We start from the raw sequence: 16,429 nt of genomic DNA, 5'->3' as shown, positions 1-16,429 counted from the left end.
GCGGCTCAGGAAGCAACGTGTCCATAATCATGGGGGTCGACCCCGGCTCGAGGGTCACCGGTTACGGCATTATCCGTGCCGAGGGCAGGGTGATTGAGTATATTGACAGCGGTTGTATCCGTGTTGGCGAAAAGCCCATGGCGGAGCGTTTGCAAACCATCTTCCACAGCCTGGCGACACTGATTGGCGAGTACCGGCCGGGGGAGTTTGCAATCGAGCAGGTGTTCATGGCCCGCAATCCGGATTCGGCACTGAAGCTGGGCCAGGCGAGGGGAGCGGCAATCGTGGCCGCCGCCAACAGTGGATTGGAGGTTCACGAATACTCCGCTCGCCAGGTCAAGCAGGCTGTCGTAGGCAAGGGCGGAGCCGACAAGGCCCAGGTGCAGCACATGGTTCAGGTATTGCTGGCTCTGTCCCGAAAACCACAGGAGGATGCCGCTGACGCTCTGGGCATTGCACTCTGCCATGCCCACATGAGCCAGAGCGTGGCACGGCTGGCCACCGGTGGTGGCGGCAAGGTGCGCAATAACCGGGTCAGAAGACAATAACAGACTCATTGAAGTCCAGATTGAATTCGAGGGAGAAACCCGTTGATAGGTCGTATCCGAGGCATCCTGATCGAAAAATCCCCCGCCCAGGCGCTGGTGGAATGCGCCGGACTGGGTTATGAAGTGGACATCCCCTACACCACCTTTTTTAACCTGCCTGAAGCCGGTGATGAACTGGTTCTCCATACTCATTTCGTGGTCCGCGAAGACGCCCAGAGCCTTTACGGCTTTTCTTCCCGGCTGGACCGGGACCTGTTCCGCCTGTTGATCAAGGTGAATGGTGTGGGCCCCAAGCTTGCCGCCGGTATTCTCTCGGGGCTGGATGCCAATCAGTTTATCCGCTGTGTAGAGGCCCGCGACGCCAATGCACTGGTCAAGCTACCGGGGGTTGGCAAGAAAACCGCCGAGCGGCTGCTTATTGAAATGGCAGACCGTATAGGGCAACTTGAAGGACAGTTCATTGCCGGGTCACCCGATGCCACAGTCAGCACTGGCGTTTCCGGGGCCGGAACAGCCGGCGGGCACCATCCGGCGGATGAGGCCGAAGCTGCGCTGATTGCCCTTGGCTACAAGCCGCAGGAGGCCTCGAAGGCCATCAGCAAGGTTGCCGAGGAAGGAATGTCGAGCCAGGAGCTGATCCGGTTGGCGTTGCGGAGCATGATTCCGTCCAGCTAAACCCCCCCCGATTAGCGGGCGGTATGGCGCGTAATGTGTAGAGAGCGTAACGTGACAGCCAAAGAACGGTTTGTACAATTGGGGCACCATTAACCCGAGACGAGTGTACAGGCATGTTGTTGATTCCCTCTGAGCGGGTAGTGCAATGATTGAATCGGATCGCCTGATTTCATCTCAGGCCGGACAATACGAAGACGTTCAGGATCGCGCTATCCGGCCTGGAATACTGGCAGACTACGTCGGCCAGCCCGCTGTGCGGGAACAGATGGAAATTTTCATCTCCGCTGCCCGTGGGCGCCAGGAAGCATTGGACCATGTGCTTATTTTCGGCCCGCCAGGTCTCGGTAAAACCACCCTTGCCAACATCATCGCCAATGAAATGGGCGTCTCCATCAAGACCACGTCCGGGCCGGTACTGGAAAAAGCCGGCGATCTGGCCGCAATGCTTACCAATCTCGAAGAAGGCGATGTGCTCTTTATTGACGAGATTCACCGCCTCAGCGCCGCCGTGGAAGAAGTTCTCTATCCCGCCATGGAAGATTATCAGCTCGATATCATGATCGGTGAGGGCCCCGCCGCGCGCTCCATCAAGCTGGACCTGCCACCCTTTACACTCGTGGGAGCCACCACCAGGGCGGGTTTGCTGACATCGCCACTGCGGGACCGATTCGGCATTGTACAGCGCCTGGAGTTCTACAATACGAAGGATCTCACCGACATCATTCTGCGTTCGGCGCGCCTGTCCTCCGTTACTATCGACAACAAAGGCGCCTACGAAATCGCCCGTCGTTCCCGGGGTACACCCCGAATTGCCAACCGTCTGCTGAGACGAGTGCGTGACTTTGCCGAAGTAAAGGCGGATGGTTGCATCAGTGAAACCATTGCAGACCAGGCGCTCAACATGCTGAAAGTCGATGCTCTGGGCTTTGATCACATGGACCGACGATTGTTGCTGGCAATGATTGAAAAGTTTGACGGTGGCCCGGTGGGCGTCGAAAGTCTGGCGGCAGCCATCAGTGAAGAGCGTGGCACTATTGAGGACGTCCTGGAACCTTTTCTGATTCAGCAAGGGTATATGCTGCGCACGCCACGCGGCCGAATGGTGACCTCCAGCGCCTACCAGCATTTTGGCGTGGTGCCCTCCAGGCCGGAGGGGGAGGACCTTTTTGACTGAGTTCTACGAACCATCAGCCGGTCTGTCGGTTCGGGTCTATATTGAAGACACGGATGCCGGGGGCATTGTGTACCATGCCAAATACCTGCACTACATGGAGCGGGCCCGGACAGAGTGGGTGCGCAGTCGTGGCGTCGGTTTGCGGGCGGGGCTGGGGGAAAATGTCAGTTACGTGGTTCAGCGCCTGTCCATCCATTACGGTATACCAGCGAAGCTGGACGACGAGTTACGGGTAACCGCGGAACCAACGGCCTTTGGCCGGGTCTGGATGGATTTTCGTCAGCGGGTAGTACGGATTTTGGATGATGCTGTGCTTGCGTCTGCGGATGTTCGCGTCGCCTGTATTGCACTGGACTCCGGCAGGCCACGGCGTTTACCCGCGAATATGCTGGAGTTGCTGGAAAACGACCGAAAAACCAATTCACAAGTGGAATAATCCAGGAGTAAAAGGTGGAGTCAGAAGTTTCTGTTTGGTATCTCATCGCCAACGCCGGGGTACTGGTTCAGCTGGTCATGCTGTTACTTGCCCTGGCTTCCATTGTCTCCTGGGCGCTAATCTTTCAGCGTCTCCAGGTGTTCCGCAAGGCAAAACAGGCGCAGTATGCCTTCGAGGAGCGGTTCTGGTCCGGTATGGACCTTGGGCAGCTATACCGTGAAGTGAATAGCAACCCCACTCCGTTCTCCGGCATGGAATCCGTGTTCCGGGCAGGGTTCAAGGAATTTTCCCGCCTGCGCCAGCAGAGCCGTGATGCCGACGCCGTCATGGATGGCACGCAACGGGCCATGCGGGTGGCGTTTTCACGTGAGCAGGAGCGGCTGGAAATGCATTTGCCGTTCCTCGCCACAGTGGGTTCCACCAGTCCCTATGTGGGTCTGTTTGGCACCGTATGGGGCATTATGAACTCTTTCCGCGGGCTGGCTCAGGTGCAACAGGCCACGCTGGCTACGGTTGCGCCGGGTATTTCGGAAGCGCTGATTGCCACCGCCATGGGTCTTTTCGCGGCGATTCCCGCGGTTATCGCTTACAACCGTTTCTCAGCCATCTCGGATGCATTGCTGAAGAATTACGAAACCTTTGCCGAGGAATTCTCCAGCATTCTTCACCGTCGGGTTCACAGCAGCGAGCAAACAGCTGCGTGACAAGCATTGTCGGTAACAGACAGACAATCGGGAGTACAGGAACATGAAAGGCATGGGAATGATGCCGGCAAACCGCCGCAAGCCGATGTCGGAAATCAACGTTGTGCCCTATATCGACGTGATGCTGGTACTGCTGATCATCTTTATGGTGACAGCGCCAATGTTGACTCAGGGCGTCAAGGTGGACCTGCCGGAGACAACCTCCGAGCCCATCCAGTCCGACAAGAACGTGGAATCGATAGTGGTGTCAGTAGACAGCAATGGTGCCTATTTCATGGACGTGGGAGACGAAAGCAGTGACCCGATGTCGTTGGGGGATATTCGTGAACGGATATCCAAGATTCTGTCCCAGCGGACAGACCGTGAAGTTCTGGTGCGCGGCGACGAGCATGTGGAATACGGTACGGTGGTTCGTCTGATGTCCCAGTTGCAGGCGGCGGGCGCCACCAACGTGGGCCTGATTACCGAAGCACCAACCAACGATGAGTGAGCACAGGGCAGGCAGGTTTTTGTGAGAGGTCATGAGCGTGATTTAATCAGTACGGGGCAGCCACCCTGGAAGTCGCCTGTCGCACTGTCCATCCTGATGCATGGGCTGGTTCTCGGGGTGGCGTTGGCGGGGTGGTCCTGGTCTGTTCCCAGGGACGAACCGCAGCCGCCGAGTATTTCGGCGCGACTGGTCACCCAGAACCAGCCGGAGCCGAGCCCGGTTACTGAACCGGTGGATCAGCCGGACCGGGACGAAGAGCAACGGCAGGAAGAGCAGGAAAAACAGCGGCGGATAGAGGCAGAGCGACAGAAAGCTGAGGAAGAGGAGCGCGCCCGCCAGGAAGCCCGTCGTATCCAGCAGGAAAAAGAGCGCGAGCAGGAGCGTCAGCGTCAGGAAGAAGAGGCGCAGCGCAAGCGGGAACAACAGCGGAAGGCGGAGGAAGAGGCCGCCCGCCAGAAAGCCGAGGCAGAAGCGAAGGAGCGGGAGCGCCAGAAAGCCGAGGAGGAGAAGCGTCGTCAGGAAGAAGCGGCCCGCAAGGCTGCCGAGGAAAAACGACGGGCAGAAGAGCAACGCAGGAAGGAGGAAGCCGAGCGTAAGGCACGTGAAGAGCGTGAGCGGCTGGAAGCCGAGCGCAAACGCAAAGAACGTGAGCGGCGCTTGCAGGAACAGCAGCTGGAAGCCCTGGCGGCTGAGGCCCAGCAGCAGCGTGAAGCGGAAGAGCGGGAGCGCCGCGAAGCGGCTGCGGCCAAAGCGCGCGAAGCCCAGATGCTGTCGGAAAGCCAGAAGTACCAGGCGTTGATCAGGGAACGCTTGAGCCAGGCGTGGTATCCACCGTCGTCGGCAACCGAGGAAATGACCGCGAGGCTGCAGATTACCTTGCTGCCCACCGGTGAACTTGCGTCGGTAACGCTTGTCTCCAGCAGTGGCAATACCGCATTTGACAACTCGGCACTGGGGGCAGTGAAATCGTTGAGCAGGTATCCGATTCCGGATGATCGTGACACATTTGAAAGCTATTTCCGCCAGTTTACGATTGAGTTCAATCCCCGGCGGTTGAGATAAGGATGATGGGAACACAGATGACAAACCGGACAAGTACAGGCAGGCAGTTCTCAGGAATAGTGGTGACATGGTTGTTGGCGATTGCCGTGATGATCGGAAGCACTCCCGCCAGTGCCGAGTTGCTGATACGGATCACCGAGGGGGCCGATGCTGCCATTCCGGTCGCCGTTGTTCCCTTTTCAGAGTCCGGAGCCATGCCCTCTGGTGACAAGGTAAGCAGTATCGTGCGGGATGATCTCACCATGACCGGTGAGTTCCGGCCGCTACCGGCGGAAAAAATGCTCAGCCTTCCAGCAAAAGGCGAAGAGGTTTACTTCCGTGACTGGCGGATGCTTGGCCAGCGCTATGTCCTGGTTGGCCAGCTGACACGTAGGGGCGACAAGGTCGAAGCGCGCTACGAGCTGTTCGATGTTAACCGTGAAGAGCGGATTATGGGGGCAACAGCGTCTTCGTCGGTCAACAACACCCGAAGCCTCGCCCATCACATCAGTGACCGGGTGTACGAAGCCATTACCGGTGTGCCCGGCGCTTTCTCCACCAAGCTGGCCTATGTGACCCTTGAGCGCGCAGGCGGTGAGCCGCTCTATCGACTTCAGGTGAGTGATGTCGACGGCAAGCGAGCCAGAGTCAGGCTGGAAAGTGACGAACCGATTCTTTCACCGGCCTGGTCGCCGGATGCCAAAAAACTCGCATATGTCTCGTTTGAGACCGGTAAACCGGCCATCTATATCCACGAGCTTTCGACCGGCAACCGTACCCGCGTTGCGGATTATCGCGGCCTGAACTCAGCGCCTTCCTGGTCCGACGATGGCCGCTCGTTGCTGGTTACGTTGTCGAAGGATGGCAATGCGGAAATCTACAAACTGGACATTGAAAGCCGTTCCTTGAAACGATTGACCAACCATTGGTCCATCGATACCGAACCAACCTGGGATCATACCGGTGACGGTTTCTATTTCACCTCTGACCGTTCTGGTGGTCCCCAGATCTATCACAAGGCCAGCGAAGGCGCGGAGCCACGAAGGATTACCTTTGGCAGCCGTTATAACGCCCGGCCACGTCCCGACAATGACGGCAAATACGTCTATTATGTGCATCAGAGGGACAAGTCGTTCCATATCGCACGCACAAATCTGAAAACGGAAGAGGAGACAATCCTCACTCGTACAGAATCCGACGAGTCACCCAGTGTTGCTCCCAACGGCCGCATGCTGATTTATGCCACGAAACAGGGTGGAAACAGTGTACTAACCGTAATTGCGGCAGATGGCGGTGCAGCTTATAGTTTGCCCGCTTCAAAGGGCGACGTCCGGGAGCCGGCGTGGTCACCAATCGTCCGGTAAGCCGGAGCCTGAACCCGCCGGGTTCGTTTGTACTCATGAACACGAGACTATCAACAGGAAGGAAGTAATTATGAAAATGACAGCACAACACAAAGCGTTGGCCCTGATTTTCTCCCTGGGCCTGATTGCCGGTTGTAGCAGCACTGGCGACCCCGTTGAAGATGGCGCCTACGGTGCAGTGGATCAGGATGGCGGCAGCACCGTTTACGGCGGTGACGAGGAAGGCGGTGTGTCCTCCTCCGAAATGACCGAGGAGCAGCGCCGTGCAGCTGAAGCCCGCGCAGAGCGAGCCGAAGCGGACGCGATGCGTGAAATCACCACCTTCTACTTCGATTTCGACACCGCCGAAATCAAGTCCGAAGCTCGTGAAGTGCTGGTTGCCCATGCCCGTTACCTGCAGGCAAATCCCGGCCAGAATGTACGCATTGAAGGTCATGCCGACGAGCGTGGCACCAAGGAATACAACCTTGCACTGGGCGAGCGTCGCGCCAACGCCATTGAGCGCTTTCTCATCGTGAACGGTGCATCCCGCGGCCAGATGGAAACCATCAGCTACGGTGAAGAAAAGCCGGCCGTTATGGGTTCCAACGACAGTGCGTGGGCCCAGAACCGCCGCGTTGAACTTGTTTTCCAGTAACAGGCGAATCCCATGAGACATCTGCTCATGGCGACAGTGTTGCTCCCGCTGGCCTTCGGGCCGGCGGGTAGCGCTCTGGCGCAATCCGTGTCCCCATTGTTCCAGAACAATTCCTCGGAAGCTGAACGCAAGGCCGGCAACAGTCAGGCCAATGCTGAGCTGTTCTACATGATCCAGCAATTGCAGGGCGAAGTTCGCCGGTTGCAGGGCCGCGTGGAAGAGCAGCAAAACCGGTTAGACCGTCTGACCAAGCAATCCCGGGATCGTTACATTGATCTTGACCAGCGGATACTCAAACTCTCGGAAAGTATGGCTGAAGCGCCGACGAATCCGCCCCCGGAGACTGATGGTACTGGCGCCGTAGGAGAAAAAACCGGAGTAAAAACAAAGATTTATCGACAACCTTCCGAAGAGGAGCAAAGCGCCTACCAGAAGGTTCAGACGCTTATTCACCAGGACAAGAACTACGATCAGGCCATTAATGGCCTGTACGACTTTATTGATAAGTACGAAGAAGGCGATCTCACCGTCAATGCCTATTACTGGCTGGGTGAAGTGTATCTGGTTGAGAACCAGCTTGAGCAGGCCCGGCAGGCGTTTACCATCGTTGCCACCCGTTACGGAGATCATCGCAAGGCTTCGGACGCCGTCTACAAGCTTGGTGTCACGCTGGACCGGCAAGGTAAAAAAGAGCAGGCCCGTTCACGTATGGAAGACGTGGTTGAGGACTACCCGGGTACCGGCGCCGCAGAGCTGGCGCAAAAGTATCTGGATTCCGGTAGTACCTGATTTCCCCCGGCGTGAAGAATGTTGAGAAACCTGGGAATTAGGGGTTGATCGGCGCTGAAAAATCATTACTATATGCGCCTCGTTTGGGTCGTTAGCTCAGTTGGTAGAGCAGTTGGCTTTTAACCAATTGGTCGAAGGTTCGAATCCTTCACGACCCACCAAATTGCGAGCCAGGTGGTGGGAAGCGTCATTGTTTGGTTCCGGGTCCGGATGCGGGCTGGTAGTTGCGGGTCGTTAGCTCAGTTGGTAGAGCAGTTGGCTTTTAACCAATTGGTCGAAGGTTCGAATCCTTCACGACCCACCAATAAAACAGGTAGTTTATTCTATCTGCTGAAAAAAGAGCCTCAGGGCTCTTTTTTTTTGCCTGTACGGTCATACATCTGTTCGTAGGGAGCGTAATCGACTCCAGATGATATACTCCGCAGGTTAATGCGCAATACAGAGATGCTGTGATGACACGAGGTGAAGACCGTATTCTGGTTCAGGAACACCTGGCACACCAGGCTGAGCCCAAGAGCCTCAGTGAGGCCGAAAAAGCCGACCTTGAGTTCCGCATCCGGGCCGCCCTGAAGGCTCAGGATGCCGTACTCGTGGCCCACTATTACACGGACCCGGACATTCAGCGCCTGGCTGAGGAGACTGGCGGCTGTGTCGCGGATTCCCTGGAAATGGCCCGTTTTGGCAATCAGCACCAGGCGTCGACCGTCGTCGTCGCCGGTGTACGTTTTATGGGCGAGACCGCGAAAATTCTCAACCCGGAGAAGCGGGTGCTGATGCCGACCCTGGAAGCAACCTGCTCCCTGGATATTGGTTGCCCTGCCGACGAGTTTGCGGATTTCTGTGACCAGCATCCGGACAGAACCGTTGTGGTTTACGCCAACACGTCCGCCGCCGTGAAGGCGAGAGCTGACTGGGTGGTTACGTCCAGCTGTGCCCAGGCTATTGTGGAATCACTGGATGCCCGTGGTGAGAAAATTCTCTGGGCCCCGGACAAGCATCTTGGCCATTATGTCCAGAAGACCACCGGGGCCGATGTCCTGTTGTGGGACGGCTCCTGTATCGTTCACGAAGAATTCAAATACCGTGGGCTGGAGGATCTTCAGGCTCTGTATCCGGACGCCGCCGTACTGGTTCACCCGGAGTCCCCTGACGCGGTGGTGGAAATGGCCGATGTGGTCGGGTCCACATCGCAACTGATCCATGCCGTACAGACGCTGCCCAATGAACAGTTCATTGTTGCGACAGACAACGGTATCTTCTACAAGATGCAGCAACTGGCGCCCAACAAGACCCTGATTGAAGCGCCAACGGCAGGCAACGGCGCCACCTGCCGCAGCTGCGCTCATTGTCCATGGATGGCGATGAACGGGCTGGAGAACCTGTTATCAGTCATTGAAAACGGCGATCAGGAAGTTCATGTCGACCCCGCGCTGCGTGAAAAGGCGCTGAAGCCCCTTCACAGGATGCTGGACTTTACCGCCAACATGAACCTGAAGGCCGCTGGTAACGCCTGATATCAGCTACGTTGCTGGTTGAGTCTGGCGGAAACCTGAGACAGGCGTTCTGTCACCACCTGTCTCAGGGGCGCACCGGCTGGCAGCCTTTCCTGAGCCTGGCGCAGCTGTCGCTGGGCCGACTCCAGATCCCCCATCAGGATATCGTGTTCGGCACGGGCCCGGTGAACACCCACAATATTCCGTGCCATCCCCTCGGCCTCCGCAAGCCGAAGCCAGAGATGTTCTTTTTGCGGTAGCTCCCGCGTCAGTTGGTGCAAATAGTCCGCTGCGCGTTTTCCATTCCCGTCCTCGGTTTCAACCTGCGCCAGCATATCGGTAATCGGATAGTTCCCCGGATTACGGTCCAGCGCTTCCTCAAGCATGCTGCGGGCCTGCTCCAGCTGGCCCTGTTCAATCATGATTTCGGCGAGAGTGACCTGGTAGGTAATGCGTCCCGGTGCGCTATCAAGGAGTCGTTCAAGTTCATTGCTCGCTTCGGTATAGTCCCCGCTGTGCTGTAAGGCCACGGCAAGCCCGTAGCGCACGGCATCCGGCTTCTCGGTATCCGGGCGGTCCAGGTAATCCCGGAAGGTCTCTACGGCAATCTGTGGTGACTTGGCGTAACGCACCTGGAGACGTGCACGCACCAGATGGTACTCCTGAGCATCCGCCACGTCCCGACGAGGGTATTGCTCAGCACGATTGCGGGTATCGGAAACACGGTTCTGGGTGAGTGGGTGGGTAGAGAGATACTCCGGAACCCGGTTTCCCTGAAGCCGGTTCTGGCGCATCATGATCTCGAACATTTCCGGCATCCCTCTCGGGTCCATGCCCGAATCCGCCAGTATTTCCATGCCAATACGGTCGGCTTCCTGCTCGTGGGCCCGGCTATAGGCCAGCATATTCTGTATTGCCAGCGCCTGGGTGCCGGCAATGGCGGCAATGCCGATGTCCGACTGGGTCACCGCTGACAACACAATGCCTGCGATCATGCCTGCAATAGTCAGAGGTGTACTGGCCTCCTGTTGCTCCAGGCGCCTGGCAAAATGGCGTTGGCTGAGGTGTGCCAGTTCGTGGGCCAGTACAGAGGCGAATTGCTGTTCGCTGCTGGCATTCAGGAATAACCCACCGTTGACGCCGACAATATTTCCCGGCACCGCAAACGCGTTGATGTCAGGGCTGTCGATAATAGCCAGGGTCAGGTCACTGCTGGAAAGCGGAGCCGACGGAACCAACTGGTAAATCACCGAGCTGAGATAGTCGTAAACCAGTGGATCGGTGATCTGCGGTGCCGACCGACGGATAGACGTCATGACCTGGCGACCGATTTCGGCTTCCTGCTGGCCTGAAATCAAACCGCCTCCGGCTCCGCCAATGGAGGGCAGGGTGCTGTCCGGCGATTGCGCCAGCGTTCTACCTGAAAACAGGCCCAACAATAGCATCAGCGTGAATGCCAGTACTCCCTGCCAGAGCGCAGGGCTTTGATCTCTCGGGGTCATGGATGGACGGCGTCCCTTGTCATGTGATTTTGTCAGACAGCATTGTGCCACTGAAAGTTCGCTCCTGTGTGTGTGGCCCGTTACGATTGTGATGCATTAAAGTAACACTGTCGGCATAATGCCGGCTCTTAATTTTGACCTTACGGGTATCTGGTTGTCATGGCTGACCGAACACTTGATGCATCGGGGCTTCGTTGTCCTATGCCGTTACTGAAAACCAAGCTCGAACTGAACAGCATGTCCCCCGGCCAGGAGCTGGAGGTAATTGCAACCGACGCGGGGTCCGCACGGGATATTCCTGCGTTCCTCCGGTTATCTGACCATGAGCTGGTCAGTTCATCCGAACAGGGTGGCTGCTTCATCTTTGTGATAAAGTGCGGCGGCTGAACCCGCAGTGATGACCGTTCGGAGTCGTGAATGATAAGAATTTTACGTGGCCTGGCTCACAAATACTTTTCAGATGAAGAAGCCGTCATTCTCTTCCTGCTGATACTGGCAGGTGTTGTCTTTGTCATCCTGTTCGGTTCAATGCTGGCGCCTGCGATAGCGTCCATAATCATCGCCTTCATCCTTCAGGGCCTGGTGACCAAGCTCAACAAAATGGGCGTACCGGAGCTCGTCGCCATCATCGGCGTCTTCTTCGTATTCCTCGGTGTTCTGATCGGCTTCCTGTTCGGTCTGTTACCACTGATCTGGACCCAGGTAACGTCTCTCGCTGGTGAGGCTCCGCGTATTTTCCGGGAGATGCAGTCCTACCTTGAAGTGCTGCCCCAGCAGTACCCGACACTGATATCCATGGAAGGTATCAATACCATCTATAACCAGGTGACGACGGAAGCGGGGCGAATGACCCAGTGGCTGGTGTCGTTTTCCCTGGCGAGCATACCGGACCTGGTCGCCCTGCTGATCTACATGGTCCTTGTACCCATTCTGGTGTTCTTTTTTCTCAAGGATCGTCGGGTCCTTCTCGAGTCAATGTCCCGGATGCTGCCATCCCAACGCCCGATGATGGTCCGGATCTGGCACGAGGTGAATCTGCAATGTGCCAACTATGTGCGTGGCAAGGCCGTTGAGATTTTGATTGTTGGTGGTGTGACCTACGTGTCGTTCAAGCTGCTGGGGATGCCTTACGCTGCACTTTTGTCGCTGATGGTCGGGTTGAGCGTTGTGATTCCCTATATCGGTGCGGCAGTCGTTACTCTCCCGGTAGCCATGATAGCGCTGTTCGCGTTTGGCTGGGGTAGCGAGTTTATATGGGTAATGGTCGCCTATGGTGTTATCCAGGCTCTGGATGGAAACGTGCTGGTGCCTGTCCTGTTCTCGGAGGTGAACAACCTGCATCCGGTAGCGATTATTGTGGCGGTTCTGTTTTTCGGAGGTATCTGGGGGCTATGGGGTGTCTTCTTCGCCATCCCGCTGGCAACCATGCTCAAGGCGATATTTGCAGCATGGCCAGTGAATAAGGCGCATTCAGCGGTGACAAAGGAGCCTTAAAGGCTCCTTACCGCCTCAAGTACTTCGTCGGCGTGGTCCTTGACCCTGACACCGCGCCATTCCCTACGAAGGACTCCGGCTGAGTCGATCAGAAAGGTGCTTCGGTCGATCCCCATGTATTCTTTGCCGTAGAGTTTCTTGAGTCTGATAACATCAAACTGCCGGCACAGGTGCTCTTCCTTGTCGGAGATTAGGTGAAACTGGAAACCGTGTTTCTTGCGGAAATTCTCATGAACCTTCAGGCTATCTCGTGAGACGCCGAAGATGACGGTATCCAGTTCTTCGAACTGCTCGATGCGGTCCCGGAAGTCCTGGCCTTCGGTCGTGCAGCCCGGGGTATTGTCCTTGGGGTAGAAATAAAGGACGACGTTTTTGCCTTTGAGATCAGACAAACGAACGGTTTGATCTCCGGTGGCCTGAGCCGCAAAATCATCGACAGGTTGATTCAGTTCGGGGGCGGGCATGACATCTCCTTTAATTCCCTTGTGTCAGGTGGTGCCCAACATTACCATATCGTTTTTATTCGTACGGAGCTTTTATGATTACGGGGAGCCTTGTTGCACTGGTCACGCCCATGCATTCCGATGGCAGCATCCATTGGGAGCACCTTGATAAGCTGGTGGACTTTCATCTCGATAACGGGACACACGGTATTGTGGCCGTTGGTACCACGGGTGAATCCGCAACACTGGACCCGGACGAACACATGCGGGTCGTGGGCCATATCATAAAACGCGTCGATGGCCGTATTCCGGTAATTGCCGGCACCGGTGGCAACAGCACCCGCGAAGCCATAGAGCTGACGGAAGAAGCCCACAAGCTGGGCGCGGATGCCTGCCTTCTGGTCGTGCCCTATTACAACAAGCCGACCCAGGAAGGCCTGTACCGTCACTTCAAGACCATTGCCGAAGCGGTTCCGGTAAACCAGATCCTTTATAACGTGCCCGGCCGCACCGCGTGCGACATGCTCAATGAAACCGTTGAGCGCCTGGCTGACATCCCCAATATCATTGGTATCAAGGATGCCACCGGGAACATTCCCCGTGGCGCTGAGCTTATAGAAGCAGTCAAGGGCCGGCTGGTGGTCTATTCCGGTGATGATGCTACCGCTGCCGGCCTGATGCTGGCCGGTGGCAAGGGCAATGTCTCGGTGACCGCGAACGTTGCACCCGCCGCCATGGCTGCACTGTGTGAAGCGGCTATTGCCGGCAATCAGGAGGAAACCGACAGGCTCAACGAACTGCTGATGCCCCTGAACAGGAAACTGTTCCTTGAAGCGAACCCGATTCCAGTCAAGTGGGCGCTCCATCGCATGGGCATGATTGGTGAAGGTATTCGCCTGCCACTTACCCCGCTGAGCGACAAGTTCCATAACGAAGTGGAAGAAGCATTGAGAGCCTCTGGCGTACTCTGAGTCGGGCTGTATCATCTATCGTAACTGGAGTCGCCTGATGGCGTTTAGGTTCAGCACAGAAAACACTAGATCCGCATATTTCATCAGGCCCCTCCCGGGCCTGATGCTTGTTCTGGCCCTCGCCGGCTGTAGCTTTATCGAAGATCGCTCCGAACGCTACGTTGACGAACCGGAAGGAACACCTCTGGAGTTACCGCCTACGGCGGAGGAGGGGAAGTTCACCCAGGTAATGCCCATCCGTGAAATCAGCGCGGCCGACTCAGGCCGCATGTACCGTGACACCATTCCCAATCCCCCTGACATGACGTCCGATATCCTCGACGAGAATTATGTGATTGAGGAACTGGACGGCCAGGTGTGGCTTCTGGTGAACGACGTTCCGGGCCGGTTGTGGCCAGCGGTGACCACGTATATGAATGAGAACGGGCTTGGGGTGGCTTACGATAACCCTCAACTGGGACTGATTCAGAGTGAACTGGCGAACTTCAGTAAGCAGGCCAGGCAACTCCTGGATCTGCCAGACGACCCCGACGGGCAGGAAGCACGAATTGTGGTGCAGGCCCGAATCGCCCCGGGTGTTCGGCGCAAAACCACCGAGATCCAGTTTCGCTCGTTTGAGGTCGGGGGCGATCCTGCCGAATTGCTCGCATGGGGTACCCGGGACCGTCGGACCCAGGAGCAGCTGGAGACCAGCAAACGTCTGCTCAATGATCTGGCTGAGCACCTGAAGAACCGCGAAGATACCAAGTCCTATTCCCGCGCAGCATTGGGTATGGTCAGTGAACCGCTTGTCCGCCTGGTTTCTGACGACGAGACTCCCCGGCAGATTGTCATGAGCCTGGATTATGGTCGCGCCTGGGCAGAGGTGAAGCGCTCACTTGATGAAGCCGAAATACCGGTAGTGGATCTGAACCGCGAAGAGGGCTACTTCTTTGTCGACTTCCGTCCGGAATCGGAACGCGAACCCGGTTGGTTCAGCTGGTTCTCGGAGGATCCCGAGCCTGAACACACCTTTGACGTGCGGCTTGAGCAGAACGACGGAGATATCGTGGTCAGTGTTAACCGCGCCGAAGATTATACCGGCGACGACCGCTCCCCGGAGCTGTTGTCGGAACTGTTCGAATACCTTTACTAACAGCATGCAGTGCCCGCGCAGTGCGGGCACATCCGGAGACCCGAGATGGAAAAGCGTGAAGAACTTTACGCAGGCAAGGCCAAATCTGTTTATCGCACAGACGATCCCGATCGTTTCGTCATGGTGTTTCGAGATGATACGTCCGCCTTTGACGGCGAGAAAAAAGAACAGCTGAATCGCAAGGGCATGGTCAATAACCGCTTCAATGCCTTTATTATGGAGAAACTTGAAGCTGCGGGTATTCCCACTCACTTTGAAGGCCTGCTGTCTGGTACCGAGTCCCTGGTCAAGAAGCTGGATATGATCCCGGTTGAGTGCGTGGTGCGCAATATATCGGCAGGGAGCCTGTGTCGCCGCCTGGGAGTGGACGAAGGACTGGAACTGAATCCGCCCACGTTTGAGTTATTCTTGAAAAACGATGCCATGCATGACCCCATGGTGAATGAGTCGCTGGCGGTCAGTTTTGGCTGGGCGAAAGCCGATGAACTTGCGAGAATGAAAGAGCTGACCTACAAGGTTAACGATGTTCTCAAGGCGTTGTTTGACGAAGCCGGCATGCTCCTGGTGGACTATAAACTCGAGTTCGGCCGCGCAGGGGGCGAGATAGTTCTGGGTGACGAATTCAGTCCCGATGGTTGCCGTATATGGGACAAGGAAACCCGTAAGAAAATGGACAAGGACCGCTTTCGTCAGGGACTGGGCGATGTAATCGAGACTTACGAAGAGGTGGGTCGTCGGCTCGGTATCAGTTTTGACTGATCCCTCAAAACCAACAAACAGAAAACAGGTGCATTATGCGTAAATTGATTCTCGCCCTCGGCGGCTCACTGATGGTTGCCGCTCCCGTTGTCTCTGCCGATGTTCTCGGGGTGGGAGCGAATATCAGTTACTGGGATTCCGACTTGTCCGGTGAAGCGGGCAAAAAAAATGATTTTGTCGACGTTGAAAATGATCTGGATCTGGATAACGACACCAATGCCAACCTGAGCGCCTATTTCGAGCATCCGGTACCGGTACTGCCGAATGTACGGCTCAACTACACCCGTATTGAGCAGAGTGGAACTGGTGAACTGTCTACAGAGTTCGACCTGGTTGATGTTGGCCCCGTTGACTCCGATCTTGATCTGACCCAGTTTGATGTCACGCTCTATTACGAGGTTCTCGATAACTGGGTCAATATGGACCTTGGCCTGACAGCCCGGAATCTTGATGGCGAATTGACTGTTCAGCAAGTCGGTGGTGCCGGCAGTGTTTCCCAGACCGAAGTCGACGGCGTTATCCCCATGGGTTATCTCGCCGCCCGGTTTGATCTTCCCCTGACAGGTGTGTCTGTGGGTGGCGAAGCCAACCTGATCAGCTTCGACGGTGACTCGGTTTACGACTACAACGCCTATGGCCAGTACGAGCTGTCGCTGTTGCAGCTCCGTGCCGGCTATCGCCAGATCAGCATTGATTACGAAGACAGCGATGATCGTCTGGACATTGAACTGGGCGGCCCGTTTATCAGTGCCGGGCTGACCTTCTGAAGGAACA

Annotated in this window: 19 protein-coding genes and 2 tRNA genes; 19 read left to right on the top strand and 2 right to left on the bottom strand. The window is 56.5% G+C overall.

Annotated elements, in window-relative coordinates:
- Positions 1-17 precede the first annotated feature (17 nt).
- From ruvC to nadA, 13 genes are all read left to right on the top strand, one after another.
- Entirely contained in the window at positions 18-548 is a 531-nt protein-coding gene (ruvC, locus tag ABJM11_RS21785; RefSeq protein WP_348295456.1) for a crossover junction endodeoxyribonuclease RuvC, read from the top strand.
- 42 nt (positions 549-590) lie between these two features.
- Positions 591-1,223, top strand: coding sequence for a Holliday junction branch migration protein RuvA (gene ruvA, locus ABJM11_RS21780; RefSeq protein WP_348295455.1), 633 nt, complete (start codon positions 591-593; stop codon positions 1,221-1,223).
- A gap of 145 nt (positions 1,224-1,368) precedes the next feature.
- Positions 1,369-2,397: a Holliday junction branch migration DNA helicase RuvB gene (gene ruvB, locus ABJM11_RS21775; protein ID WP_348295454.1), complete on the top strand. Its 1,029-nt coding sequence runs from the start codon at positions 1,369-1,371 to the stop codon at positions 2,395-2,397.
- Complete coding sequence (locus ABJM11_RS21770) at positions 2,390-2,833, top strand: YbgC/FadM family acyl-CoA thioesterase (protein ID WP_348295453.1); 444 nt, start codon at positions 2,390-2,392, stop codon at positions 2,831-2,833. Before ruvB ends, ABJM11_RS21770 begins: the two co-directional genes overlap by 8 nt.
- A 14-nt stretch (positions 2,834-2,847) precedes the next feature.
- The gene (gene tolQ, locus ABJM11_RS21765) at positions 2,848-3,537 is read left to right on the top strand and encodes a protein TolQ (RefSeq protein WP_348295452.1); all 690 of its coding nucleotides are present in this window, start codon (positions 2,848-2,850) and stop codon (positions 3,535-3,537) included.
- Positions 3,538-3,580: 43 nt separating this feature from the next.
- Complete coding sequence (tolR, locus tag ABJM11_RS21760; protein ID WP_137434713.1) at positions 3,581-4,027, top strand: protein TolR; 447 nt, start codon at positions 3,581-3,583, stop codon at positions 4,025-4,027.
- Between the two features lie 96 nt (positions 4,028-4,123).
- Positions 4,124-5,089: a cell envelope integrity protein TolA gene (tolA, locus tag ABJM11_RS21755; protein ID WP_407070030.1), complete on the top strand. Its 966-nt coding sequence runs from the start codon at positions 4,124-4,126 to the stop codon at positions 5,087-5,089.
- Between the two features lie 89 nt (positions 5,090-5,178).
- A complete protein-coding gene (gene tolB, locus ABJM11_RS21750) occupies positions 5,179-6,432 on the top strand; it encodes a Tol-Pal system beta propeller repeat protein TolB (RefSeq protein WP_348295574.1) in 1,254 nt (417 codons plus the stop codon).
- Positions 6,433-6,502: 70 nt separating this feature from the next.
- Positions 6,503-7,069 (top strand): peptidoglycan-associated lipoprotein Pal, encoded by a 567-nt coding sequence (pal, locus tag ABJM11_RS21745; RefSeq protein ID WP_348295450.1) that lies wholly within the window; start codon positions 6,503-6,505, stop codon positions 7,067-7,069.
- A 12-nt stretch (positions 7,070-7,081) separates the two neighbouring features.
- Positions 7,082-7,858 carry a tol-pal system protein YbgF gene (gene ybgF, locus ABJM11_RS21740; RefSeq protein ID WP_348295449.1) on the top strand — a complete coding sequence of 259 codons (777 nt, stop codon included), beginning with the start codon at positions 7,082-7,084 and terminating at the stop codon, positions 7,856-7,858.
- An 85-nt stretch (positions 7,859-7,943) separates the two neighbouring features.
- Positions 7,944-8,019 (top strand) — tRNA-Lys (locus tag ABJM11_RS21735).
- Between the two features lie 67 nt (positions 8,020-8,086).
- Positions 8,087-8,162 (top strand) — tRNA-Lys (locus ABJM11_RS21730).
- 148 nt (positions 8,163-8,310) lie between these two features.
- Positions 8,311-9,372, top strand: coding sequence for a quinolinate synthase NadA (gene nadA / locus ABJM11_RS21725; protein ID WP_348295448.1), 1,062 nt, complete (start codon positions 8,311-8,313; stop codon positions 9,370-9,372).
- A gap of 2 nt (positions 9,373-9,374) precedes the next feature.
- Here the strand turns inward: nadA and ABJM11_RS21720 are convergent, their stop codons facing one another.
- The gene (locus tag ABJM11_RS21720; RefSeq protein ID WP_407070026.1) at positions 9,375-10,853 is read right to left on the bottom strand and encodes a M48 family metalloprotease; all 1,479 of its coding nucleotides are present in this window, start codon (positions 10,851-10,853) and stop codon (positions 9,375-9,377) included.
- 159 nt (positions 10,854-11,012) lie between these two features.
- Here ABJM11_RS21720 and ABJM11_RS21715 point away from each other — a divergent pair, with 159 nt between their 5' ends.
- Together ABJM11_RS21715 and ABJM11_RS21710 are read left to right on the top strand one after the other, a co-directional pair.
- Positions 11,013-11,240, top strand: coding sequence for a sulfurtransferase TusA family protein (locus tag ABJM11_RS21715; RefSeq protein ID WP_348295447.1), 228 nt, complete (start codon positions 11,013-11,015; stop codon positions 11,238-11,240).
- 30 nt (positions 11,241-11,270) lie between these two features.
- Positions 11,271-12,347 carry an AI-2E family transporter gene (locus ABJM11_RS21710; protein WP_348295446.1) on the top strand — a complete coding sequence of 359 codons (1,077 nt, stop codon included), beginning with the start codon at positions 11,271-11,273 and terminating at the stop codon, positions 12,345-12,347.
- On the opposite strand, the gene ABJM11_RS21705 is transcribed toward ABJM11_RS21710, so the two are convergent.
- Positions 12,344-12,811, bottom strand: a complete 468-nt coding sequence (locus tag ABJM11_RS21705; protein WP_348295445.1) for a peroxiredoxin — start codon at positions 12,809-12,811, stop codon at positions 12,344-12,346. The two genes, ABJM11_RS21710 and ABJM11_RS21705, sit on opposite strands and share 4 nt — an antisense overlap.
- Before the next feature lie 74 nt (positions 12,812-12,885).
- On the opposite strand from ABJM11_RS21705, the gene dapA reads away from it, so the two are divergent.
- The 4 genes from dapA to ABJM11_RS21685 all read left to right on the top strand — a co-directional run bounded on the left by dapA (position 12,886) and on the right by ABJM11_RS21685 (position 16,422).
- The gene (gene dapA, locus ABJM11_RS21700; RefSeq protein WP_348295444.1) at positions 12,886-13,761 is read left to right on the top strand and encodes a 4-hydroxy-tetrahydrodipicolinate synthase; all 876 of its coding nucleotides are present in this window, start codon (positions 12,886-12,888) and stop codon (positions 13,759-13,761) included.
- A gap of 103 nt (positions 13,762-13,864) precedes the next feature.
- Entirely contained in the window at positions 13,865-14,896 is a 1,032-nt protein-coding gene (bamC, locus tag ABJM11_RS21695; protein ID WP_348295443.1) for an outer membrane protein assembly factor BamC, read from the top strand.
- A gap of 45 nt (positions 14,897-14,941) precedes the next feature.
- Positions 14,942-15,655: a phosphoribosylaminoimidazolesuccinocarboxamide synthase gene (gene purC, locus ABJM11_RS21690; RefSeq protein WP_348295442.1), complete on the top strand. Its 714-nt coding sequence runs from the start codon at positions 14,942-14,944 to the stop codon at positions 15,653-15,655.
- Positions 15,656-15,690: 35 nt separating this feature from the next.
- On the top strand, positions 15,691-16,422 hold the full coding sequence (locus ABJM11_RS21685) for a TIGR04219 family outer membrane beta-barrel protein (RefSeq protein WP_348295441.1): 732 nt from the start codon (positions 15,691-15,693) through the stop codon (positions 16,420-16,422).
- The last annotated feature ends 7 nt before the right edge of the window (positions 16,423-16,429 follow it).

This window comes from Marinobacter sp. (genome assembly GCF_039977835.1).
Lineage (GTDB): Bacteria > Pseudomonadota > Gammaproteobacteria > Pseudomonadales > Oleiphilaceae > Marinobacter.
Note: the sequence above shows the minus strand (reverse complement) of the source record. Positions and strands in the feature narration are given on the sequence as shown.